Source organism: Neisseria oralis (assembly GCF_045062685.1).
Taxonomy (GTDB): Bacteria; Pseudomonadota; Gammaproteobacteria; order Burkholderiales; family Neisseriaceae; genus Neisseria; species Neisseria oralis.
Genome location: NZ_JBJGEB010000006.1, coordinates 19,178 through 40,920, shown reverse-complemented (window position 1 = coordinate 40,920; position 21,743 = coordinate 19,178). Strand labels below are relative to the sequence as shown.

23 protein-coding genes are annotated in these 21,743 nt (G+C 51.0%); 11 read left to right on the top strand and 12 right to left on the bottom strand.

The features are described from left to right. Both ACI43T_RS07115 and ACI43T_RS07110 read right to left on the bottom strand, forming a co-directional pair. Window positions 1-1,440: an AMP-binding protein gene (locus tag ACI43T_RS07115; protein WP_405386154.1), complete on the bottom strand. Its 1,440-nt coding sequence runs from the start codon at window positions 1,438-1,440 to the stop codon at window positions 1-3. Between the two features lie 7 nt (window positions 1,441-1,447). Continuing rightward, window positions 1,448-1,678: an acyl carrier protein gene (locus tag ACI43T_RS07110; RefSeq protein ID WP_009174837.1), complete on the bottom strand. Its 231-nt coding sequence runs from the start codon at window positions 1,676-1,678 to the stop codon at window positions 1,448-1,450. Window positions 1,679-1,813: 135 nt separating this feature from the next. On the opposite strand from ACI43T_RS07110, the gene galE reads away from it, so the two are divergent. Beyond that, window positions 1,814-2,830: a UDP-glucose 4-epimerase GalE gene (gene galE / locus ACI43T_RS07105; protein ID WP_405386152.1), complete on the top strand. Its 1,017-nt coding sequence runs from the start codon at window positions 1,814-1,816 to the stop codon at window positions 2,828-2,830. A 76-nt stretch (window positions 2,831-2,906) separates the two neighbouring features. On the opposite strand, the gene ACI43T_RS07100 is transcribed toward galE, so the two are convergent. Beyond that, window positions 2,907-4,064, bottom strand: coding sequence for an NnrS family protein (locus tag ACI43T_RS07100; RefSeq protein WP_405386150.1), 1,158 nt, complete (start codon window positions 4,062-4,064; stop codon window positions 2,907-2,909). 119 nt (window positions 4,065-4,183) lie between these two features. Beyond that, window positions 4,184-4,558, bottom strand: coding sequence for a hemerythrin domain-containing protein (locus ACI43T_RS07095; RefSeq protein ID WP_405386148.1), 375 nt, complete (start codon window positions 4,556-4,558; stop codon window positions 4,184-4,186). Window positions 4,559-4,737: 179 nt separating this feature from the next. Here ACI43T_RS07095 and ACI43T_RS07090 point away from each other — a divergent pair, with 179 nt between their 5' ends. The 5 genes from ACI43T_RS07090 (at window position 4,738) to ACI43T_RS07070 (ending at window position 8,011) form a co-directional block, all read left to right on the top strand. Next, window positions 4,738-5,190, top strand: a complete 453-nt coding sequence (locus ACI43T_RS07090; RefSeq protein WP_009174833.1) for an RrF2 family transcriptional regulator — start codon at window positions 4,738-4,740, stop codon at window positions 5,188-5,190. Between the two features lie 338 nt (window positions 5,191-5,528). Then, a complete protein-coding gene (locus ACI43T_RS07085) occupies window positions 5,529-6,470 on the top strand; it encodes an energy transducer TonB (RefSeq protein WP_405386145.1) in 942 nt (313 codons plus the stop codon). Between the two features lie 83 nt (window positions 6,471-6,553). Then, window positions 6,554-7,213 (top strand): MotA/TolQ/ExbB proton channel family protein, encoded by a 660-nt coding sequence (locus tag ACI43T_RS07080; protein ID WP_314106814.1) that lies wholly within the window; start codon window positions 6,554-6,556, stop codon window positions 7,211-7,213. A 3-nt stretch (window positions 7,214-7,216) separates the two neighbouring features. Beyond that, window positions 7,217-7,657 (top strand): ExbD/TolR family protein, encoded by a 441-nt coding sequence (locus ACI43T_RS07075; protein WP_308025205.1) that lies wholly within the window; start codon window positions 7,217-7,219, stop codon window positions 7,655-7,657. A gap of 231 nt (window positions 7,658-7,888) precedes the next feature. Further along, window positions 7,889-8,011 (top strand): hypothetical protein, encoded by a 123-nt coding sequence (locus ACI43T_RS07070; protein ID WP_256359126.1) that lies wholly within the window; start codon window positions 7,889-7,891, stop codon window positions 8,009-8,011. 95 nt (window positions 8,012-8,106) lie between these two features. Here ACI43T_RS07070 and ACI43T_RS07065 read toward each other — a convergent pair whose 3' ends face one another. After that, window positions 8,107-8,541, bottom strand: coding sequence for a TIGR01244 family sulfur transferase (locus ACI43T_RS07065; RefSeq protein ID WP_405386142.1), 435 nt, complete (start codon window positions 8,539-8,541; stop codon window positions 8,107-8,109). 46 nt (window positions 8,542-8,587) lie between these two features. Beyond that, entirely contained in the window at window positions 8,588-10,345 is a 1,758-nt protein-coding gene (locus ACI43T_RS07060) for a M61 family metallopeptidase (protein WP_405386140.1), read from the bottom strand. A 324-nt stretch (window positions 10,346-10,669) separates the two neighbouring features. Here ACI43T_RS07060 and ccoN point away from each other — a divergent pair, with 324 nt between their 5' ends. Genes ccoN through ccoP form a run of 4 tightly spaced genes read left to right on the top strand, consistent with a single transcriptional unit; the run spans window position 10,670 to window position 14,307 of the window. After that, a complete protein-coding gene (ccoN, locus tag ACI43T_RS07055; protein WP_377079534.1) occupies window positions 10,670-12,106 on the top strand; it encodes a cytochrome-c oxidase, cbb3-type subunit I in 1,437 nt (478 codons plus the stop codon). Between the two features lie 25 nt (window positions 12,107-12,131). Further along, a complete protein-coding gene (ccoO, locus tag ACI43T_RS07050; protein WP_009174825.1) occupies window positions 12,132-12,743 on the top strand; it encodes a cytochrome-c oxidase, cbb3-type subunit II in 612 nt (203 codons plus the stop codon). 4 nt (window positions 12,744-12,747) lie between these two features. Then, complete coding sequence (locus ACI43T_RS07045; protein ID WP_009174824.1) at window positions 12,748-12,915, top strand: cbb3-type cytochrome oxidase subunit 3; 168 nt, start codon at window positions 12,748-12,750, stop codon at window positions 12,913-12,915. A gap of 30 nt (window positions 12,916-12,945) precedes the next feature. Further along, the gene (gene ccoP / locus ACI43T_RS07040; protein ID WP_405386137.1) at window positions 12,946-14,307 is read left to right on the top strand and encodes a cytochrome-c oxidase, cbb3-type subunit III; all 1,362 of its coding nucleotides are present in this window, start codon (window positions 12,946-12,948) and stop codon (window positions 14,305-14,307) included. A gap of 190 nt (window positions 14,308-14,497) precedes the next feature. On the opposite strand, the gene ACI43T_RS07035 is transcribed toward ccoP, so the two are convergent. The 5 genes from ACI43T_RS07035 to ACI43T_RS07015 all read right to left on the bottom strand — a co-directional run bounded on the left by ACI43T_RS07035 (window position 14,498) and on the right by ACI43T_RS07015 (window position 19,198). Further along, complete coding sequence (locus ACI43T_RS07035) at window positions 14,498-15,487, bottom strand: phosphatidate cytidylyltransferase (protein WP_377079532.1); 990 nt, start codon at window positions 15,485-15,487, stop codon at window positions 14,498-14,500. After that, window positions 15,484-16,194: a lysophospholipid acyltransferase family protein gene (locus ACI43T_RS07030; RefSeq protein WP_377079531.1), complete on the bottom strand. Its 711-nt coding sequence runs from the start codon at window positions 16,192-16,194 to the stop codon at window positions 15,484-15,486. The genes ACI43T_RS07035 and ACI43T_RS07030 overlap by 4 nt, the downstream gene beginning before the upstream one ends. A 4-nt stretch (window positions 16,195-16,198) precedes the next feature. Beyond that, on the bottom strand, window positions 16,199-16,573 hold the full coding sequence (locus ACI43T_RS07025) for a hypothetical protein (RefSeq protein WP_405386135.1): 375 nt from the start codon (window positions 16,571-16,573) through the stop codon (window positions 16,199-16,201). 67 nt (window positions 16,574-16,640) lie between these two features. Continuing rightward, window positions 16,641-17,462, bottom strand: a complete 822-nt coding sequence (locus ACI43T_RS07020; RefSeq protein WP_405386133.1) for a CPBP family intramembrane glutamic endopeptidase — start codon at window positions 17,460-17,462, stop codon at window positions 16,641-16,643. A gap of 125 nt (window positions 17,463-17,587) precedes the next feature. Continuing rightward, window positions 17,588-19,198, bottom strand: coding sequence for a phosphatase PAP2/dual specificity phosphatase family protein (locus ACI43T_RS07015; RefSeq protein WP_405386131.1), 1,611 nt, complete (start codon window positions 19,196-19,198; stop codon window positions 17,588-17,590). Window positions 19,199-19,437: 239 nt separating this feature from the next. Here ACI43T_RS07015 and ACI43T_RS07010 point away from each other — a divergent pair, with 239 nt between their 5' ends. Next, window positions 19,438-19,800, top strand: a complete 363-nt coding sequence (locus tag ACI43T_RS07010) for an ACP-like domain-containing protein (protein ID WP_009174817.1) — start codon at window positions 19,438-19,440, stop codon at window positions 19,798-19,800. Between the two features lie 59 nt (window positions 19,801-19,859). On the opposite strand, the gene ACI43T_RS07005 is transcribed toward ACI43T_RS07010, so the two are convergent. Next, window positions 19,860-21,602 (bottom strand): bifunctional alpha/beta hydrolase/class I SAM-dependent methyltransferase, encoded by a 1,743-nt coding sequence (locus tag ACI43T_RS07005; RefSeq protein ID WP_405386128.1) that lies wholly within the window; start codon window positions 21,600-21,602, stop codon window positions 19,860-19,862. Between the last annotated feature and the right edge of the window lie 141 nt (window positions 21,603-21,743).

Sequence of the window (21,743 nt, the reverse complement as noted above, 5' to 3'; positions counted from 1 at the left end):
TTATAAACCCTGCTGATATTTTTCCAATAATGCTTTTTTGTCGGTTTTGTGGTTGGTGCTGACTGGAATTTCATCAATCTTGATAAATTCAGACGGCATCATATAAGACGGCAGATTTTTTGCCAAAGCTTCCTTGATAATCGTGGATTCGGTTGCTTCTTTTGAGGTGTAAAAACACACCAACCGTAATACTGTGCCGGTATCGCGTTTTAATGCGATGACTGCTGCGTTTTCAAATCCAAATTGTTTTAAATCTAAAATTTTTTCTTCTATTTCAGATAATTCAATCCGGTAGCCGTTTAATTTAATCTGTTCGTCCCTGCGTCCCAATACATAAAATACATTGTCTTTTACAAAGCCATAATCGCCTGTTTTGTATGTTCTGGTTTCATCGTCGTGAATAATAAGGCGTTTGGTATTTTCGACTTCATTATTCAAATAACCGCGCATAACATGGATACCGCTAATCCAAATTTCCTCATCGACAATGTTCAAATCTGAATTTAAGACGGCATAGCCGACCGGCAATTCTTCTTCAGCCTCCAGCATTTCTCGGGTAATATCGATGTAAGTAGTTGCCACTGTTGCTTCAGTAGGGCCGTAGGTATTAATAATTCTTGCTTGAGGGAATTTTTGGAAAATCATTTTGACAACCGGTTTTCCTAATTTTTCTCCACAAAAAAGAAATTCTTTCAAACTTGGAATATTTTGCTGATTCAATTTGGGATTGAGCAATTGCTGCATGGCGAACGATGGGGTTGAAACCCATGTCGAAATCTGTTGCTTTGCTAAGAAATCCGTCCAAGTGCTTGAATTGGCGATGTCTTCACGGCTGTTTAATACTATGCATCCACCGTAAGCAAGATTACCAAATACTTCATACATAGATAAATCGAATGCAAACGGCGCTTGATTCATAAAGATGTTGGGTTTTGCCAAATTAAGTTGCATTGTCATCCATTTCATTAGGTTGAATACTGCTTCCCTGCCGATTTGGACACCTTTAGGCTGCCCGGTAGTGCCTGAAGTAAACATGATGTAAGCCAGATCTCGTTCGCTCAGTTCGTGTTCTTCGTCGTTTTTCTTCTCGAACGAATCATTTTCCGCACGGTAAACGTATTGTGCCTTGGATAAATTACAGATATGTTCCAAGCGCTTTTCAGGATAGATACTGTCTACCGGAATAAAAGGAATTTTATTTAACAAGCAGGCGTATATAGCTATAACAAAATTTATTTGTTTATGGCCGTGCACAATTAAAGGGATATTTTTGTTGATGTTGGCAATTTTTTTATATTCGTTAAGAAACTCATCCATCCGTTTGAGTAGTTGCTCCCATGAGCAATTTTCTTGGGAGTTGGCAATGGCGATACCTGATGTGTTGTTGAACAGATATGCTAAATAATCTTCCAAGGAAGAAAAATCTGTTATGCTTTTCATATTTTTCTTATCCTTTGTAGTTTCGCTCTACAAATTCAATGATGTTGGATGTATTTGCAAATATATTCACTACTTGTTCGAATGGAATTTCAACATTGAATTTTTCTTGGATGGACAGCATCAAATCCATTGCACTGATCGAATCAATTAAACCCGATGCAAGTAGTTCTTCATGTTCGGATACTTGCTTTTGGGCGGCTTTTGAGACAAGGGTTAAAATTTCGTTGGTGATGGACATCGTCGTTCCTTTTGTTAAAAAGTTGTGATTTTAGGTAAGGGTTTCGAATTATACTATAATGTATTGTAATTAGTGGGATTGTCCAAATTTTAATTTTAAATTTTTTGAATTTTACTAAATGTGGAAGCGTAAAAAATGACCATATTCGTTACCGGCGGTACCGGCTTTATCGGTTCGCACACCGTTATCTCCTTACTCCAATCGGGATTTGATGTTGTAATTTTGGATAATTTATGTAATTCGTCCGCAAAAATTCTGCCCCGCTTACAACAGATTTCGGGTAAATCTGTGCCGTTTTATGAAGGCGATATTCGTGATCGTGAGGTTTTGCGGCGGATTTTTGCGGAACATGATATTGATTCGGTGATTCATTTTGCCGGTCTGAAAGCTGTAGGCGAGAGTGTGGCCGAGCCGATGAGGTATTACGACAACAATGTGTCGGGTAGCTTGGTGTTGGCTGAAGAAATGGCGCGGGCGGGTGTGTTCAATATCGTGTTCAGTTCGTCGGCCACGGTGTACGGCGATCCGGGTAAAGTCCCTTATGCAGAAGACATGAAACCAGGCGATACCAACAATCCCTACGGTACATCCAAGGCTATGGTGGAGCGGGTTTTGACCGACATTCAGAAAGCCGACCCTCGCTGGAGCGTGATTTTATTGCGTTATTTCAACCCCATCGGTGCGCATCAAAGCGGCTTAATCGGCGAGCACCCAAACGGGATTCCGAATAACCTGCTGCCGTATATCTGCCAAGTGGCCGGCGGGAAACTACCGTATCTTTCCGTATTCGGTGATGATTATCCGACTCCTGACGGTACGGGTATGCGCGACTATATTCATGTGGTGGATTTGGCGGAAGGCCATGTTGCCGCAATGAAGGCCAAAAGCCATGTTCCCGGCGTACACCTGCTGAATTTGGGTTCGGGGCGGGCGTATTCGGTGTTGGAGATTGTCCGTGCATTTGAAGCTGCTTCAGGCTTAACCATTCCTTATCAAATCAAACCGCGCCGCGAAGGCGACTTGGCCTGCGTGTATGCCGATCCGACTTATACTAAACAGCAAACCGGCTGGGAAACCAAACGTGATTTGCCTCAAATGATGGAAGACGCCTGGCGTTGGGTAAGCCGGAATCCGAACGGATACGGCGATTGATTGCAAGATAAGATGAGGCCGTCTGAAAATGTATTTTCAGACGGCCTCATTACTTATTGTGCGCAAATATCTGGAATTATCCTGCCTTGCCATCGGCCCGCGGTTTGATCAACCACGGAATATAGCGCCAAGCGTATAGCAACAACGAAGCGGCGAACAGTGCGGCGGAACAGCGGATGCTGTGTGTGTATGCCGTGCCTGAAACAAAAGTGGCGAGTATGCGGATGAGGGTGGCGGCAATCATCAGCCAGAAGGCAAGGGGGATGGGTTTTGGGGCGGGGTAGATAGGGTGTCCGGTATGGCCCAGTGCGGTGCGTGCCATCATGCCGAGAGTGAGTACGCCGATGCCGCCCACGCCGATGAGGTGTACGCCTAAATTAAGCAGTTGCAGCTTGAAATGGCTGAGGCCGATGGCGGTGAGGCCGAGTGCGGTAAAGAAATAACCCGCAAACAGAATCCACAGCATGGGTTCTTTCAAGACGGCGTTGTTCCACCAGCGGCAGACCTGTATGAGGTTGATGATGCCGGCGGCGAATGTGAAGAGGGTGGCCAGCGGCAGCAGGAACTGGTGTGCGGTCAGCATGGCGGCAATCATGGGTAGAACCAAGGCGGAGAGTGCCAGCCATTGCGGGCTGGGCACTTGCGGGATGTTCAGGCGTTTGGAGGTAAAGAACGAGATGATGCGGGTTCCGATGAGGCCGATAAAGGCGGCGACCATAATCAGGCCGGCGACGAGTCCGTTGAGCAGCGCCATACCGTCAAGCGGGTTGAGATGGCGGTGGAATGCGACATGTGTTCCGCCCAATACGAAGAGGGCGAACACGGCGATGTAGTTGCGTTTGTTTCGGCTGCGATATACGGGGATGGCCATGCAGACTGCGCCATACCAAAAAAAGACGGTACCGGCGATACCGCTGGCAACAGCCCCCCAGCCGGGAATAAATGCGGCAATACGGGCGGCCAGCCAAAACGCGGTCAGTCCGGCCAATGCGCCGCCGCGGGTGGGGGGCTGTCCGGTCCATGTGGCGACCGCGGTCAGCAAGAAAGCGATAACGACCAAACCGGCGTAACCCCAAATCATTTCATGGGCGTGCCAATAGAAACCGGATAGTTCGGGCGTGCCTTGATAGCCGAAGCCCCAAAGCAGAATGGACAGCGCGCCGTACAGCGCCGCCAGCGAATAAAACGGGCGGAAAGCCATTGCCCAAATCGGATGTTTGAACAGGGTGCTCATGGTGGTTCCTTGTGTTTTTTATTGTGGGAGGTGGTTTTTATAGGTCAGGTCGTCTGAAAAGGTGCCGGCCATGTTTTTCAGACGGCCTCATCGGTTTATAAAACAGAAAGGTAAGGTTTTTATTTCGGTGTGTCCAAATAAGCTTCGACGGCAGGGAACAGTTCGCGTTCTTCAAAACGGGCATGATCGCGCAAGGTGGTGGCAAAATCTTTGTTCCACGTTTCGCTGGCATGTTCGGGCGCGGCAATCATGGCGCGTAGTTTGGCATGATCCGTTTCAAAACGTTCGCGCAACGCGTTGTCGATTCGCGGCCAGTACGGTGCGAACAAAGTTTCTTCTTCAAGGAAATGTTCCAATAGCTCGGGGAAGTGCGGTTCCAATTCGGCTCGGTGGCTTTCGGCGGGAGTGCGCAGAAGACGCACGCAGAGAGACAGCGAACGGTGGTGGTCGCGCGAAAGCTCGATGAGTGCGGGGTGGCGTTTCAGCGGTTTCATAGGTTTTATTGACGGTATGCCGGATTGGAACGGTAAAGTATGATTTTAATGATGGGCTGGATTAATGTTTAAGTTTCATATATTATGAAACTTAAACATATATAAAGTCAAACACATACAGCCGTTGCCCAAAGCGGCTGTATGTGTTTGGGAATGAACCCGCAGGCCAGAAGAATACCATGTATTTAACCCAACATACGGATTACGGTTTACGCGTATTGATCTATACGGCGATAAATGATGATGCGTTGGTCAATATCAGTACGATTGCCGAGACTTATAATATTTCCAAGAGCCACTTGATGAAGGTCGTTACCGCGCTGGTAAAAGGCGGATTCCTGACCAGCGTCAGGGGGAAGGGTGGCGGTTTGAAACTTGCGGAACCGCCGGAGAAAATCAATATCGGTTCGGTGGTGCGCCATTTGGAACCGATGCAGTTGGTCGAATGTATGGGGCGGGACAACAACTGTCTGATTACGCCGTCATGCAGGCTGGCGGATATTTTGAGCGGGGGGATTAAGGCGTTTCTGAATTATCTGGACGGTTTCACCCTGTCGGATTTGCTGAATAAACCTACTTACGATTTACTCTACATGCCGAAAGTCGATATTTCGGTCGAACGGACGAACTGAGCGCGGGACTTCTGTAAATCAAGCGATACGGCCTAAAATTTTTAAAAAATTTCTTTGGAATGCAACGTATTGTATATCAGTTGGGAACTTACGTCTGTTTCGGGCTTCATACTTCACTTAAAGAATGCACAATGCGGTTTGAATAATCCGTTTTGTTTTCAGACGGCCTTTCTCTGCTGAAAACCATATTGGGAACCTTATCGAACAAACCGTTTGCTTATGGCTTGAAGGTGCGATTTTTTTGAAGATTATCAATGAAGTAACTGATTGTATTCAAAATCCTCCGTTTGTATAAATAAGTTGCAAACAGAAATAATTGCTATTACTATGCTGGCACTATGAATAAAGAACGAATTTTAAACCCCACAGTGGTTGCCGCTGTGGCGCTGCTGCATGTCGGCCTGATGTTGTTGTTGTGGCGCGCACACGTGCCGCCGCCCGTGGAAGTCGAGCACATCGAGTTTGTCGATTTGGGCGATTTCGGTGGCGGAGACGGGAATGCCGAAGGAGCGGGTTCGCCCGCTCCCGCGGAGAATCCCGCTCCGCCTCAGCCGCAACCGGAGCCGCCGAAACCCAAGCCTAAACCTAAAAAAGTAGAGCCGCCGAAACCCAAGCCGGTAGAACGCCCTAAACCGGTTATCAAACCTGTCGTAACGAAAAAGGCGGATGCCGATATTGAGCAGCCTAAAGAAAAACCTAAGCCTGTTGAAAAACCGATTCCCCAACCTGAGGAAAAACCTGTCGAACCACCCAAACCGGTTGAAAAACCGGTTCCCGAATTCAAACCTGCAGCGGAAAGTCCGACAACCGATACTTACGTCCGCAGCAGCAGGGCTGGGGCTGCCGGCGGTAAGGAAGGCGGCAAAGGCCAGGGCGGCGAAGGCGGCGGTTCGGGCAAAGGCTTTAAAGGCGAAGGTACCGGCCGCGGGTTGGGCGACGGCCCGGGCAGCGGCGGCCGACCCGGCGACCACGGCAGCGGTACGGGCGGCGAAGGCGGCGGAACGGGGCCGGGCAGCAGCCGCGGTAATCCGATACAGTCGTCCGGCATGATTCCGACCCCTCCGTATCCCCAACTTTCTGAAGAAAACGGTGAGGAAGGTACGGTAGTCGTGAATGTGCTTGTGGCTCCCGGCGGGAATATTGTGTCGGTGACCAAAGTCAAGGGGAGCGGCTATCCGCGTTTAGATAGGGCCGCGATGAATGCCGCCAGAGTAGGTAGTTACAAAACTAAGGGTTGGATGAATTTCAGAGGGACCGTTGTTTTCAAAATAACCAACTAAAGGCCGTCTGAAAATCGGAAAGCCACCTTGATGATTTAAAGTTTCATTTTTTAAACTCAGTTTTATATTTTTGGAAAAAAAACATGAATTTAGCGTTAGTATTTCAATCGGGCGATTTCGTATTGATCAGCGTGTTCATCATACTGGTTATTATGAGCATCGTAACTTGGAGCATCATCATTCTGCGTGCCATCAGATTGCGCAAGGCTAAAAACGGCAATGCGGCGGTTAAAAAATTGGTGTTGGCTTCGTTCACGCTGAACGAAGCGGTGCAGAAAGCCAAAAGCGTCGATTCGCCTATGGGGCGTTTGACTGAGGAGGCGGTTAAGGCGCATCAGAACTACCGTCAGAGCGATGCCAAACTTTTGGCCAATGCCCTGCCTTTGAACGAATACCTCGTTACCCAAATCCGCAACAGCATGAGTCAGATTATGCGTCAGTTTGAAGGCGGTATGACCTCATTGGCCTCCATCGGTGCGACTGCGCCGTTTATCGGCCTGTTCGGTACGGTATGGGGCATTTATCATGCTTTGATCAATATCAGCCAAAGCGGCCAGATGAGTATTGCCGCTGTGGCCGGTCCGATTGGCGAGGCTTTGGTATCGACAGCCGCCGGCCTGTTCGTGGCGATTCCTGCGGTGTTGGCCTACAATTTCCTCAACCGCAGTACGAAAACCCTGTCGCAGGACATGGACGCCTACGCTCACGACCTGCATGTACGTCTTTTGAATCAGAAGGATTAAGTTATGGCATTCGGTTCGATGAATTCGGGTGATGATGCCCCGATGTCGGAAATCAACGTTACGCCGTTGGTTGACGTGATGCTGGTGTTGTTGATTGTGTTTATGATTACCATGCCGGTATTGACGCATTCGATTCCTCTGGAGCTGCCGACCGCTTCCGAGCAGGCGGCGAAGAAAGAGAAGCAGCCGACCGACCCGCTGCGGCTGACGATCGGTGCCGACGGTTCTTATTATTTCGGTGCGGAATCGGCTTCCAAAGTCAGTATCGAGGGGGTAGCTGAGAAACTGAAAACCGCTAAAGCGGCAAAAGAAGATTTGATTGTCGCCATCGCCGCCGATAAATCGGTAGAGTACGATTACGTCAACAAAGCGCTGGAAGCGGCGCGTGAGGCGGGTATCAGTAAGATAGGCTTTGTAACCGAGACCAAATCGGTAGCCAAGTAATCAATAAGTAACGCAGTCTTCTGTAAAACGGAGAGGCCGTCTGAAAAACGAAATTCAGACGACCTCTCCGTTTTATCGGTTTACCGAAGCATTACATTTTTTTAAAGATATGGGGAAACACCAACCTGATTCGGCCGTCTAACCGATACAAGAAATTCGCGGAAAAGCGGGCAAGGCGGATGGTGGCGCATCTGCTGTTCATAATCCTAAAGATGTCGTTTGGAGAAGAACATGCCTGAATGGTTGGGTATCGTATTGTGGATTGCCGCGGGATTGGCGGCAGTGTTGGGCGTATTTGCGGTGGTCGGATTTTTACGATTCATCGTAATGTCGGCGTATAACAAAGATTTTTAGGTGTTTGCCGGGCGCCGTTTATCCTGACGGGTTTAAACGATGAGGCCGTCTGAAAAAAGATATTGCAAATCTTTTTTCAGACGGCCTTTGAACGTTTAACGGTTATCCGCCGCCGCTTGCAGGCGGGCTTCAAAATTGGTCAAATCCACGCCGGCCCGGGCTGATGCGGTTTTTACTTCGGCCACGCTGCTGCCGTTTTGAATCTGGCGGTAACCCCATAACAAAGAACAGCGCGTTCCGGTTCGGCAATAGGCCAGTACCGGCGGCGGCAGTTCCGCCAGCAGCTTGTGGAACGTGTCGATGTCGGCATCGGTGATGGCCGGAGCGGTAACGGGCTGGTGGCGGAAGGCCGCAATGCCCGCCTGTTCCAGCCATTGCCGTACTTGAGCGGCCTCGGGCTGGCCTGCTTCTTCGCCGTCGGGCCGGTTGCAGATAACGCTTTTGATGCCGAGTTTTGCGGCTTGTGCTGCGTCGGCTTCGCTCAGTTGCGGGGAGATATAAAGATTTTCGCTCAGTTTCAAGATTGCCATGATGTTTCCTTTCGGTTGTTTTCAGACGGCCTTTCATGCCTGAAGGTTACGGACGGTCAAACAGCCATTGTTCCAGCAGTTGTCTGTCGCTTACCGCCAGCAGGGCGGTTTCCGCACCGGCCTCCTCTACGGTGATAACGGTTTCGCGCAACACGCCAGTGCGGAAGAAGTGAACATGTACCTGGCTGCCGACCGGTTGCTGCGACCATTGTAAGGTAAGGTCGGTACAGGCGAAGCCGTTGAGGGCGATGATTTTGTCTTGTGGGCAGAGGGCGGCGTTTTCTGCACTGCCGCCGTTGAAGACATGAGTCAGGGTGGCGCCGTCGCCGTTTTGTTTGAAGCGTGCGCCGAAGTCAGGTGCCGGCGGGAAAGAGTCAGTCTTGGCGTCCACCAATCCGCCGCCGTGGCTGCGGGGCAGGGAGTGCCATGTCAGGACAACGCCGGCTGTGGCGAGACATTCGGCCAGCGGTAGGTCGCGGGTACTGTATAAGGCCGTCTGAAAAAAATCTTCCAAGTTCAAGCCGGTGATTTCTTGGCAACGCACCTGCCATTGTTTTTCGGGAATGCCTTGCCGCGTTGCACACCAGTCGCGGTAGTGTTGACGCATTACGCTGTCGAGCGAATGCCGTCCCGCACTTTTGCTTCGGATGAGCAAGTCGAGGCAGAGGGCGGCAAGGGCGCCTTTCTGATAATAGCTGACAATGGCGTTAGGGCTGTTTTCATCCTGCCTGTAAAACTTGTTCCATGCGGTAAAGCTCGATTCGGCAAGGGTTTGTTTCAGACGGCCTTTGGTTTGTTGTACGCGGGTAATGCCTTGCGCAAGCAGGTTCAGATAGGCTTCGGGTGAAATGCAACCGCTTCGGGCGAGGAACAGGTCGTCGTAATAGGATGTAATCCCTTCGAAAGCCCAAAGTTGCTCAGTGTAGTTTTCGCGGTCGAGATGGTAGGGGACGAATGCTTCGGGCTTGATGGATTTAACGTTCCATGCGTGGAAGTATTCGTGGGAAAACAAGCCGAGCAGTTGTGTATAGGCGTCGTTCGCCGCGCCCATTTCAAACGGGGGCAGACTGTTGCGGTCGGCAAGAAGGGCGGTACTGTCGATATGTTCGAGGCCGCCGTAGATGTTGTCGCCGACATGAAGCAAGAAAAGATATTGGTCGAACGGTGCAGGGCTAGGGAAAGCCGCCAGTTCGGTTTCGCAGATTTTGCAGATGTCGGATACCAGGCGGTCGCGGTCAAACGGATGATAGAAACCGCTCAAAGCAATGCGGTGCGGAATACCTGCCGCTTCAAAGCTAAGAAATTCGATATTCCCCAGTTCGATGGGATGGTCGATCAAATCCATATAAGAAGCCGCCTGAAAAACGTGCTCTCCGACAGCCGGCAGAGTGGTCGCTATCCGCCAGTGTTCAGGGGGCTGCGACAAGGCCACACGGTGGGCTTCATGCTCGTATCCTTTGACTTTCAAGAAGATGCAGGCTCCGTCAAAGAAGCCCCGCTCCGTGGTTAGGAATGCGCCGCGGACGGACAAATCGAAAGCGTAAACGGTGTAGCAAATCCGCCACTCTCCGCCAATAGCGGCGGCATGCCATGTATTTTTGTCGATTTGGGTCAACTCGGCCGGAATGCCATCGCAAAAAGCCCGGATTTCAGTGATATGACGTGAGAAATCACGAATCAGATAACTGCCCGGAACCCAGTTCGGTAAACTGATTTCTGTCGGCAGTTCATTGTTTTTAATAAAAGAAAGAGTGATTTCCCATTGGCGGGAGAGTAAATTTGGCGAAAGAGTGTAATTAATCATAGCTATTATTCTGTTTGTTAAATTTTAATATTTGCCGGTATTTTAATACAGCCCACAGGCTGCATCAAAAAAGGCCGTCTGAAAAGAAAGGATGAAGGATATGACAAAATTTTAGTAAGTATTTTGTTAATAATTTGATTTGTATTGTTTTTATTTTTCAAAAAAATATTTTTGACATATTGTCAGCAATGTAATATCGCTTGGCGCGTACCAGTATCTATGTTAAATTTAGAAAAATAGCCCATTGTTTCGCTTGATTTGACTCAAAAATCAGAAATCGGCTGTAATAAAAAATTCTTATTGCCATGATTAATGGAGACTTTTATGGACACGCAAACTTACAACTACAAAGTGGTGAGGCAATTTGCCATCATGACCGTAGTTTGGGGCATCGTGGGCATGTTGGTAGGTGTTATCGTTGCCGCACAACTGTTTGCCCCTTCCCTTGATTTATCCGATGTCGGCCCGTGGTTTCACTTCGGTCGCCTGCGTCCGCTGCATACCAATGCGGTGATTTTTGCTTTTGGCGGATGCGGCCTGATGGGGACGTCCTATTATGTGGTGCAGCGTACTTGTAATGTGCGTTTGTTCGGCGGCAACTGGCTGCCGGCGTTTACGTTCTGGGGTTGGCAGGCCGTTATTGTGGCAGCCGCAATTTCACTGCCTATGGGTTTTACCCAAGCCAAAGAATATGCGGAACTGGAATGGCCGATTGATATTTTAATCGCATTGGTTTGGATTGCTTACGCCGTAGTTTTCTTCGGTACCATTGCCAAACGCAAAGTAAAGCATATTTATGTAGCCAACTGGTTTTACGGCGGTTTCATCTTGGCTGTAGCCTTGCTGCATATCGTTAATAATATCAGTGTTCCAGCCGGTTTTATGAAATCCTACCCCGTTTATTCCGGTGCCATCGACGCAATGGTGCAATGGTGGTACGGCCATAACGCCGTCGGCTTCTTCCTGACTGCGGGCTTCTTGGGCATGATGTATTACTTCGTTCCGAAACAGGCCGCTCGTCCGATTTATTCGTATCGTTTGTCCGTCGTCCATTTCTGGGCGTTGATTTTCACTTACATGTGGGCGGGTTCGCACCACCTTCACTATACCGCATTGCCCGACTGGACCCAGTCTTTGGGTATGGTTCTGTCTCTGATTCTGTTCGCGCCGTCTTGGGGCGGTATGATTAACGGCATCATGACCTTGTCCGGTGCGTGGGACAAACTGCGAACCGATCCGGTTTTGAAATTTCTGATAGTTTCCCTCTCTTTCTACGGTATGTCGACTTTCGAAGGCCCGATGATGTCCATCAAAACCGTTAATTCCCTGAGCCATTATACCGACTGGACCATCGCACACGTACACGCGGGTGCGTTGGGTTGGGTAGGCTTTGTGACAATCGGTTCGGTGTACTACATGATTCCGCGTCTTTTTGGTAAAAACGAGATGCACAGTACCAAATTGATTGAAGCGCATTTTTGGATTGCCACTATCGGCGTGGTCTTGTACATCGCCGCAATGTGGATTGCCGGTGTGTACCAAGGTCTGATGTGGGGTTCTTTAAATAAAGACGGTACGCTGACTTATTCGTTTGTAGAATCCGTGAAACACACTATGCCTTATTATCAAATCCGATTTGTGGGCGGCATGCTGTATTTGAGCGGTATGTGCATCATGGCATACAACGTTTACCGCACGGCGGTCGGCGGCAGGCCGGTGGATGCGGAAATCCCTGCGGTTTCCCAAGTGCAGCACCACTAACGTATAAGAAAGATAGGCTACCAAAATGAAATTGCAACACTTAGTCGAAGAAAAAGTCGGGTTCCTGATAGTGTTTACCGTTCTGGTTATCAGCGTCGGCTTGCTTATTGAAGCAGTACCGTTGTTCTTTACCAAAGCGGTAACCCAACCGGCTCCGGGCGTTAAACCGTATAACGCTTTGCAAGTGGCGGGAAGGGATATTTATGTGCGTGAAGGTTGTTATAACTGCCACTCGCAGATGATTCGCCCTTTCCGTGCCGAGACCGAACGTTACGGCCATTATTCAGTAGCGGGGGAGTCGGTTTACGACCGTCCGTTCCAATGGGGTTCGAAACGTACCGGTCCTGATTTGGCCCGTGTCGGCGGACGTTATTCCGATGAGTGGCACCGTATCCATCTGCTCAACCCGCGCGATGTCGTCCCCGAATCCAATATGCCTGCATTCCCGTGGCTGGCCCGTAATAAAGTGGATGCGGAAGCCACTGTCAGACATATGAAGGCTCTGCGCTCTGTCGGTACACCTTACAGCGACGAAGAAATTGAAAAAGCTCCGGAAGCTTTGGAAAACAAATCAGAGCTGGACGCCGTAATCGCTTACCTGCAAGGGTTGGGTTTGGCATTGAAAAACGTAAGGTAACATCATGGATGCTAACTGGGCGCGCTCGCTTTTTACCCTTTGGGTATTCGTCAGTTTTATTTTGGTTATCTATATTGTGTTTAATCGGCGCAATAAGAAAAACTATGATGATGCCGCAAACAGTATTTTCGACAATAACGACGATAATACGTCCGATAAAAACGGGCGATAACCGGTTAATCCGCGATAACGGAGCAAAAGAATGAACACAACTTCCCAATTTACCAGTAATTTCTGGAATATATACATTGCCGTCATCGTCCTGTTCAGTTTCATCGGCTTGGCTTGGCTGCTGCTTTCGCAAAATGTTGTGAAGCCGCTGAAAAAAGGCGAAGAGGTTAAAACCACAGGATACAACTGGGACGGTATCGAAGAGTACAATAATCCGCTGCCGCGTTGGTGGTTTTGGTTATACGTCTGCACTTGGTTGTTCGGTATCGGTTATTTGATTATGTTCCCAGGTATCGGCGACTATAAAGGCTATTGGGGCTGGAGCAGCCACGGGCAGTACGAAGAGGAAATGCAAAAGGCGAACGAGCAATACGGAAAACTGTATGCGAAATTTGCCAAGATGCCGATTGAACAGGTTGCCAAAAATCCTGAAGCACGCCAAATCGGTAAGAATATGTTTGATACTTATTGTATCCAATGCCACGGTTCGGATGCGAAAGGTTCCAAAGGGTTTCCAAACCTGACCGACAATGATTGGCTGTGGGGCGGCGAACCTGAAAAAATCCATGAGACCATTGAAAAAGGCCGCATAGCGACTATGGCTGCATGGGGGCCTGCTTTGGGTGAAGAACGCGTTAAAGACGTTGCAAACTATGTGATGTCTTTGTCCAAACCGAAAGACCAGTATGACCAAGAGCGTGCCGCACGCGGTAAGGCCTTGTTCAGCGGTCCGCCGGCCAACTGCTTTACTTGTCATGGAGATAAGGGGCAGGGTATTCAGGGCTTGGGTCCGAATCTGACTGATAATATATGGCTTTGGGGTGGAACGCAAAAAGCCATTATTGAGACCATTACCAATGGCCGCCACAGCCAAATGCCCGCATGGGGCGGTTTCTTGGATAAAGACAAGCTGCACATCATGACGGCGTATGTTTGGGGTTTGTCAAACAAAGACGGTAAAGCGCCGACCAAGAAAGCAGAACCCGTACCGGTGGCAGCACCTGCTCCGACAGCATCGCCTGCGGAAAAAGAGGCAGTCGCTCCGGCAGATAAAGCAGCGTCATCGGCCGATAATAAAGCCGGTTCCGCTACTACTACTGAAGCCAAGCCAGCCGATAAGGCAGAAGCAGCTCCGGTAGCCAAGGCGGATGGTAAAAAAGTCTATGAGGCAAGCTGCAAATCCTGCCATGGCAACGCTATTCCCGGAATCCCTCATATCGGTACGAAAGCAGATTGGGCGCTGCGTATCAAGCAAGGTAAAGAAACTTTGCACAAACATGCCCTTGAAGGGTTCAATGCCATGCCGGCCAAAGGCGGCAACAGCGGTCTGAGCGACGATGAAGTGAAGGCTGCCGTGGACTACATGGCGAATGAATCCGGTGCAAAATTTTAGTCTCTGACTGGATCAGGATAAAGGCGTATCTGAAAGGATACGCCTTTTTGTTTGTTGTAGCTGCGGGATAGGAATGGGGAAACAGGTATTTAAGGGTACCATGTTGTGTCAGCCGGAATGAATTGAGGCCGTCTGAAATTTTCAGACGGCCTCTTTGGAAATGAGCAGACAGTTAACCGACTGAACAGATTCAACCGTGCCAGTAATACCGGACAATGTGAAAGAACACGGGCGCGGCGAAGCAGATGGAATCCACGCGGTCGAGCATACCGCCGTGGCCGCGTATCATGTTGCCCCAGTCTTTGACGCCGTAGTCGCGTTTGATGGCGGACATCACCAGCCCGCCGAAGAAACCCATCAGGCAGATGACAAAACCGATAGCGGCGGCCTGGCCGTGGCTAAACGGCGTAATCGGCGACAGCAGCGCGGCGAGTACGGTAGCGGACAAAATGCCGCCGACCGTGCCGGATATGGTTTTAGACGGAGAAAGCGACGGCATGATTTTGGCACCGCCGACCAGTTTGCCCCAAACGTATTGCAGCACGTCCGAAACCTGCACCACGAAAATCAGGAACATCAGCAGCAAGATATTGCCACTGCTGTCGAAACCGTCCAAATTCAAGAACATCAGGGCGGGAACGTGTGAAAGGCAGAAGATGCAGATCATCGACATCCACTGCGTTTTGGCAGCGCGTTCGAGGAAATGGGCGGTTTGACCGCTCAGGCTGGCGATAATCGGCAACACCAGAAACCCGTACACGGGGATGAAAATGCTGAACATGCCGTACCAGCCGTCATAGACGAAATAATATTGCACCGGCAGCAGCAGGTAGAAACACACCACCATGCTGTAATAATCGCTACGGCGGCGATAGACGAGGGTCATGAATTCGCGCAGGGCGGCAAACGAAATCAGGAAAAACAGCGCCACCGTCCCCGTTTTGCTGAACCAAAATGCGACCAACAGTACTAGCGTCATCAGCCACCAAGCGTAGATGCGGGCATTGAGGTTGGAGATGGTGGCATTGTCTGCGCCGTTTTTGCGTTTCAGCCATTGCCCGACGACGCTGGCGAAAATCAATATGGCAAATACGCCGGTAAAGATATAGCCTGCCTGCGGGGTCAGATGTGCGGCGGTTTGTTCGGTAATGATTTGGCTGGACGTGTTAACAAAGCTCACGATGCAGCTCCTTTGTTTTGTTGAGACTCGTTGCGCTCGTTTTGGCGAAACTCGTTGCACTCGTTTTCAGACGACCTCAATGCCAGCAAGGCTTTGCGGGTGCGTATCAGGAAAGTGTCTTTGTCTTCATCTTCGCGCAGGGTCAGCGGTTCGCCGATGTGGACTTCACACAACAACGGCACGGGCAGCACTTTGCCTTTGGGCAGGACGCGGTTGATGTTGTCTATCCATATCGGCACAAACTCGGTGTCAGGCTTACTCTTCGCCAAATGGTAAATGCCCGATTTGAAAGGGAGCAGGATTTCGTTTTCGTCCGTATTGCGTGTGCCTTCGGGGAAGATAATCAGCGAATCGCCCGCTTGGAGCGCGTGGTTCATCTGTTCGGTAATCGACTGCGGATTGTCGCTGTGGCGCGGAATCAAGAGCGCGTTGAAGACGTTTTGGATGATGAAGCGTTTGAGTTTGTTGGTCAGCCAGTAATCCGAGCCGGCAACGGGACGTGTGGAAAGCCGCCAGCGGCGCGGCAGGGAAATCCACACCAGCAAAAAATCGCCGTGGCTGCCGTGATTGGCGTAATACACTTTTTGCTGCGGATTGAACGCCAGTTCGCGCGGGCTTTTGGGACGGACGCCGGTGAGGAAGGATACCGACAGGCACAATGCTTGGTCGGTCAGCCATGCAAGTTGTTTTTTAAGAAAATTTTTCATGACATCAGAGGATTTGAATAAGGAAAACTGCCGATTGTGCAGCGGTCAGGTAAAGGCTTTTACGCCACAAGGCAAGCGCGCCCGCCACACGCTGCGTTATGGATGGGTCGTCTGAAACGCGGCGCAAGCCGGTTTGCCGCAGGGTTTGGTCGAAGGCTTCGGGCGTATAGCGACCGTCGGCAAAATCTTGGAACACTCGACGGTCGAATTCGATGCGGATGTGGTAGTACAACAGCGCCGCCGCCAAGACAAGCTGCACCGCCAACCACGCGCCGCCGCGTTGCGCGGACAAAGCGAATAGCAAGACGTTGGGCACGGCGGGATAGCGGGCGGTGGCAAGCAGGCGGGCGGTAATCAGGCTGTCAGTGGAATTGTCCATTCACCTTCCTTTTTGGTATGGAAACCGTCATTCGGGGCATATCATGTCCAAGGGTCGTCTGAATTTGTTATCGGGATGGCACAGGCTTACCTAAAAACAAATTCTTTTCTGCAATCAAAATATAAATGGCTACTAACGACAAAATGGCCGTCTGAATAACCTTGCTGTCGGGGTGGGTGGCGAAAATCTCGTTACCCAGATTGGCGCACAGGTGGAATATCGTCGCCACGGCGATGCTGCGCCCGCTTTTGGCGTACAACCAGTTCATCAATAGGACGAAGACGAACATGCTGACCACGAAATTAACCGTGTAGAGTGCGCCTTCGGAAACGATTTGGCTGTGGTAATAGCCTTTGACGAAGGCAAGCGGCATGTGCCAAAACGCCCAATACACGGCAAATAGCAAGGATGCGACAAACAGGCTTCTGCGTGCCGTGAGCGCGTCGGTGCCATAGCTATGCCATGCCAATTCTTCGGCAACAGGCGCAATAAGGAGCATGAACCATGGCGACAGCAAGGCAGACGTAAATGACGGATGTCCCGAAATGTGAAACTGCGCCCAACTGTGTCCGAAAGTGATGGAAATGAGTTGCGCCAGCACCAAGGTAACCGGACCGAGCAGTGCGGCAGCGAGCAGGTATCGTTTGGGAAAACCTGTCAGGCGGAACAGGCGGTGTTTCGCGTCCGTCCACAATTTGGGCTGTTTGTACAACATGAATGCCGCCACGAGCATGGGGGCGAACAGCCCGGCCAGCCCTAATGCAGCCTGTGCCCACTGGTACTCAACAGCATCAGGGCGGTGGCTGATGTAGGCGGCAGCAAACCATAACGTCCACGGAATCAGCAGGGATAAAGTATAAAACGCGACGGGGCGGTAGCTTTTAGTCATGAGTTTCCCTCCTTACTTTGGTTCGGCACAGATGAGTCGTCGTATCGTGAATTTACTTTAAACTAGGACTGCATTGCCTTGTACAAGCTCAATAGAGAATGATTTGCTCAGCTTGATTTTTTCATCTACTTATCTTCGCTATCTCGATTAGCGTCGCAAAAACTCGCTTCGCTCGTTTTCAGACGGCCTGCCGCCGCTTCTACCGCCCTTGCCGTTTCCGGCGACAGCACCATCTGCGGGCGGGTCTGTTTCAGTTCCGCCGTTGCCTGCGCCAAATCCCGGCAGCCGCCGTAAACCAGCAGCCAAGTAAGCACCACCGTCGCGCTGCGTCCGTAGCCCAGCGCGCAACAGGTCAGAACCTTGCCGCGTTGCCGGCGCAATGCTTCCAGCAATGAAGCCGCCTGCATCAAATCGTTTTCAGACGGCGCAACCATATCCAATAGCGGCAAAGTGCGGTATGCGCCGCGATAACGGGGGTGGGGATATTCGGCGCATACGTCCAATATGGCGGGGAGATCGTCTGAAATTGCCAGGGGTTGCGGAGATTTTGCTTGTGAAGCGGATTTTTGTGGCAAAAAATGGTAGATGCAAGGCAAAAAGCGCAGCAAGGTTGAACACCTTGCGAGCATTTTTAACGCAGCAGATGCCGTTTTTTTCCCAAAAACTCCGCCACAATGCTGAATATCCGCAACCCCTGAGATACTGCCAATCAACACACCATCACGAACCCGCGCCGTCTTCGCCTTGCCGCGCAGCCAGTACGCCATGTTCAGCCGCACGCCAGCCAAATAAGGCAGCAGCAAAACCGTTGCCGCCGCCGACAAGCTGCCGTCTGCCTGTTTTTGGAACACCGCCGCGTTGCCGGTCAGATAGGCGAAAGCGACTATCGATAACGACACGCTGACCCACAACATCCACAACCACGCGCCGCCGAACAAGGACGGCAGTGCCGACAATACCGCGCCCGCCAGATACAGCATGGCGATTTTGATTTCGCGGGAACGTGTTGCAGGGGAAGTTTTGGCTTCGTGGAAACTTGCTTCGCTCGTTCTAGCGAAACTCACTACGTTCGTTTTAGCTTCGCAGAAACTCGCTTCGCTCGTTTTCAGACGGCCTTGAGTACCAAAAGGCCGTCTGAAAGGCGATACGCCGTGTTGCGGTATTGCCCACAACACCAGCCAACCCAGCAGCGCGCCGGTCGGCATGTCGATAAAATGGTGTTGGTAAGTCGTCAGCACCGACAAGGCAATCAGGCTTTGCCACAGAAAAATCGGCAAACGGATTTTGGGAAATCGCGTCCAATAAAACGCGCCGACAATGATCGATAGCGCGATATGCAGCGACGGCGCTTGGTTGTACGGCAAGTCAAACGCTACCAACGAATCAAAAAGCCAACCCCACAACCCGTCGGTAGGCGGCTTCGGCCAGCCGAAATGCAGCGGAAACAGCATGAAGCAAATGGTAGCGACGATTTGCGCCGATACCAGCCGTGCGACGTAGCGGTTTTGTTCACACGCATTTCGGCAAAGGAAAAACGCCGCTGCATACATCAGATTCAGCGACCAATAAGGCACAATCGTCCACGCCCAAAACGGAATGCCGAGCTCCCACGCAAAAGCGACTTCCGGCACATAGGCCAGCGATGCCGCATAATGGTTGGACAGGCCGTAGCTGGTGTAGAACAGCGCGCCGATTAGGGCAAGTTTCAGCAGGGAGGTTTTGAAGGCGGGTTTCATGGGTTATGGTTGTTTGATGCAATTTTATAGCGGATTAACACGCTTTTGATACAAGATGGGCCAGTACCGTCGCGGAAATTAAGTTAATCTGCCATATCGGAAGCATAATATTATTTTACCGTTGCATGAGTTGAATATTATTCTCGGAAGGATACAATACGGCCTGCTGTTTTAGCGCAGCACGGGCGGCTTAGGCTACCTGAAAAATTTCCTGATGCTCAATATGGAGTCATACAATTATGAAATTATTATCTGTTGTTACTGCGGCGGCGCTGGCTGCCGTTTCCCTGAGTGCTGTGGCTGCGCCTGCAGGCATGGTTTCCTATACTTGCGACAACGGCAAACAGTTGAACGCACTGTATGAATTCGACCGCCAAGGCAGAGCGGTAAACGTTGCGGTCAATGCCGCCGGAACGCAGGCTAATCTTACTGTGAACAAAAAGCAGTCTGACAGCACTGGTACCACCTTTACCAACCGTCGCGGCTACTCCTTGTCTGCCGGCTATATCGACAAAAACACCCACACCACTTCCGACGTGGTGGGCTTGACCGCTCCGGGCGGCCGTTTCATCGTGAAAAACTGTTCGCCTGTAAGCAACTAATATTTTTCTATCAAAGGCCGTCTGAAACCGTTTTGCGTTTTCAGACGGCCTTTATTTTTTTATTTCTTCACAGCCAGGCTCACGGTGAAAATGCCGTCTTCGTCTATCCACTGATGGATTTTTTCAAAACCGGCTTTCTCGACCAACTGATCCATTTCCTGCTGGCTGCGGCGGCGCATCACCCAGTTGGGGCTGCCCGCTTTGTGGCTGGTCAGTGCGCGCGCAATCATTTCGAGCTGCGGATGCCACGGCTGGCCGGTGTAAATCAGGTAACCGCCTGTTTCAATCGCATCGCCGAAGCCGTAGAGCGAGTTCAAAATCAAATCGTTGTCGGCAAACAATTCATGCAGGCCGGAAACGATGCCCAGCGTGGGACGGGGCTGCAAATCCTGATAGTTGGCGCGGTCGTAGGCATTGACTTCGTTGAAGGTAACCGTGTCTTGCAGACCGCGTTCGGCAATCAGTTTGCGGCCGGCTTCAACGTTAATCGGACTGTAATCGCGCAGGCGCACGGAATCGGGCAGCGTGTCGGCAGTCAGCGCGTCGAGCACATAACGGCCGTGTCCCGAGGCAATATCGAGAACATGTACCGGTTTGCCCGCTTCGCGCAGCTTGGCAGAGGCCGTCTGAATCGCTTTGCCGATATTGGTTTTGCGTTGGCGGATGCCGCGCCAGCCGATGGCGTTGAGATAGTGTTTGTCCACCGCCACACCAAAGGCGTTGCTGCCCTGCGGCTGGTTGCGGTACACATAATCGAGCGTGCTGCCGGAGTCGTAGCCGGTTTCCTTGCCGATTTTCAAACCCTCACTCCAGCGCGCGCCGAGGTCGAGGGAAGCGCGGTAAGCCGCCCAGAATGCGCCGCGCGGCGAACAAATAGGCAAAGGCGTGGCCAGTTCGTCGGCTTCGCGGCGGCTTTCGCCGTGCAAGTGGGCTTGGGTCAAATCAACTTGATATAAAGGCTGATTGAAACGTTCGCGGATAAAGCGGCGCATTTCGACAAAGGCGATTTCGCAGTTTTGTTCGCCCAATGTGTCGTGATAGAAGCCGGGCAGGATATGGCGTTCTTTGATGCGGCTGCCCAAACGGTTGTAGAAATCGTGTTGCGGTTTGTGGTGAACAACCCAGTCGCTGCCGGAAATCAAAAGCTGCAAGGGCGTGGTAATGGCCTGCGCATCGGCGACGACGCGTTCGGCGGCTTCGTACAAACCGAGCAGGATGCGCACGGAAATGGCGCGGGTAATCAGCGAATCGTTGTCGTAGCTGGTTTGGCGTTCTTGGTTGTGGGTCAGGTAATGGGCTTTGACGTAGCTGTTGACAAAGAAATTGCCGCGCCATTTCTGCATGATTTTCAAGCCGGTGCGGGCAAAAGGGACGTAGAGTTTGACTTTGAATGCGGGCGATGCCAATACGGCGCAGCGGATTTTCGGCGCGTAGTCGTGCAGCCAAGTGGACACCAATACCGCGCCGACGCTTTGCGCGATCACGCAGATGTTTTCGGGTTTGATGCCGTATTCGCTTTGGATGTGGCGGATAAAATCGTCCACATCGGCAACGGAAGTCCCGATGCTGGGGCTGTCGCCGCGTTCGCCGGGGCTGTGGCCATGACCGCGCGCGTCCCATGCGAAATAGGCAAAATCGTCGAAACCGAGTTCGTCGGCAACAAACATCATCCGGCCGGAATGCTCGTGGCCGCGGTGGAACAGCACGATGGCTTTATCGGCCGAACCGTCGGCAGCGGGGCGGTAGCGGTAGAAAAGTTCGGTGCCGTCTTGGGTGGCGAAGTGTTTTTGCTGTTCCTGCATGGTGGCTCCTGATTGATATATCCTGCGAGGCGCGCATTATGACATGAAAAAATGCGCAGAGGGTATCGGTAGGACAGGCGGTTGAAACGGATAATGAATGATAGGGCCGTCTGAAAACTGATTTTCAGACGGCCTTTGAAG

Bases quoted from the DNA above. Each gene is read 5' to 3' on its own strand.
- ACI43T_RS07065 (WP_405386142.1), bottom strand. From the start codon at position 8,541: ATGGCAATCTTGAAACTGAGCGAAAATCTTTATATCTCCCCGCAACTG.
- ACI43T_RS07025 (WP_405386135.1), bottom strand. From the start codon at position 16,573: ATGGACAATTCCACTGACAGCCTGATTACCGCCCGCCTGCTTGCCACC.
- galE (WP_405386152.1), top strand. From the start codon at position 1,814: ATGACCATATTCGTTACCGGCGGTACCGGCTTTATCGGTTCGCACACC.
- ACI43T_RS07045 (WP_009174824.1), top strand. From the start codon at position 12,748: ATGGATGCTAACTGGGCGCGCTCGCTTTTTACCCTTTGGGTATTCGTC.
- ACI43T_RS07075 (WP_308025205.1), top strand. From the start codon at position 7,217: ATGGCATTCGGTTCGATGAATTCGGGTGATGATGCCCCGATGTCGGAA.
- ccoP (WP_405386137.1), top strand. From the start codon at position 12,946: ATGAACACAACTTCCCAATTTACCAGTAATTTCTGGAATATATACATT.
- ACI43T_RS07090 (WP_009174833.1), top strand. From the start codon at position 4,738: ATGTATTTAACCCAACATACGGATTACGGTTTACGCGTATTGATCTAT.
- ACI43T_RS07080 (WP_314106814.1), top strand. From the start codon at position 6,554: ATGAATTTAGCGTTAGTATTTCAATCGGGCGATTTCGTATTGATCAGC.
- ACI43T_RS07100 (WP_405386150.1), bottom strand. From the start codon at position 4,064: ATGAGCACCCTGTTCAAACATCCGATTTGGGCAATGGCTTTCCGCCCG.
- ccoO (WP_009174825.1), top strand. From the start codon at position 12,132: ATGAAATTGCAACACTTAGTCGAAGAAAAAGTCGGGTTCCTGATAGTG.
- ACI43T_RS07095 (WP_405386148.1), bottom strand. From the start codon at position 4,558: ATGAAACCGCTGAAACGCCACCCCGCACTCATCGAGCTTTCGCGCGAC.
- ACI43T_RS07060 (WP_405386140.1), bottom strand. From the start codon at position 10,345: ATGATTAATTACACTCTTTCGCCAAATTTACTCTCCCGCCAATGGGAA.
- ACI43T_RS07115 (WP_405386154.1), bottom strand. From the start codon at position 1,440: ATGAAAAGCATAACAGATTTTTCTTCCTTGGAAGATTATTTAGCATAT.
- ACI43T_RS07110 (WP_009174837.1), bottom strand. From the start codon at position 1,678: ATGTCCATCACCAACGAAATTTTAACCCTTGTCTCAAAAGCCGCCCAA.
- ACI43T_RS07015 (WP_405386131.1), bottom strand. From the start codon at position 19,198: ATGAAACCCGCCTTCAAAACCTCCCTGCTGAAACTTGCCCTAATCGGC.
- ACI43T_RS07005 (WP_405386128.1), bottom strand. From the start codon at position 21,602: ATGCAGGAACAGCAAAAACACTTCGCCACCCAAGACGGCACCGAACTT.
- ACI43T_RS07020 (WP_405386133.1), bottom strand. From the start codon at position 17,462: ATGACTAAAAGCTACCGCCCCGTCGCGTTTTATACTTTATCCCTGCTG.
- ACI43T_RS07070 (WP_256359126.1), top strand. From the start codon at position 7,889: ATGCCTGAATGGTTGGGTATCGTATTGTGGATTGCCGCGGGATTGGCG.
- ACI43T_RS07010 (WP_009174817.1), top strand. From the start codon at position 19,438: ATGAAATTATTATCTGTTGTTACTGCGGCGGCGCTGGCTGCCGTTTCC.
- ACI43T_RS07085 (WP_405386145.1), top strand. From the start codon at position 5,529: ATGAATAAAGAACGAATTTTAAACCCCACAGTGGTTGCCGCTGTGGCG.
- ccoN (WP_377079534.1), top strand. From the start codon at position 10,670: ATGGACACGCAAACTTACAACTACAAAGTGGTGAGGCAATTTGCCATC.
- ACI43T_RS07030 (WP_377079531.1), bottom strand. From the start codon at position 16,194: ATGAAAAATTTTCTTAAAAAACAACTTGCATGGCTGACCGACCAAGCA.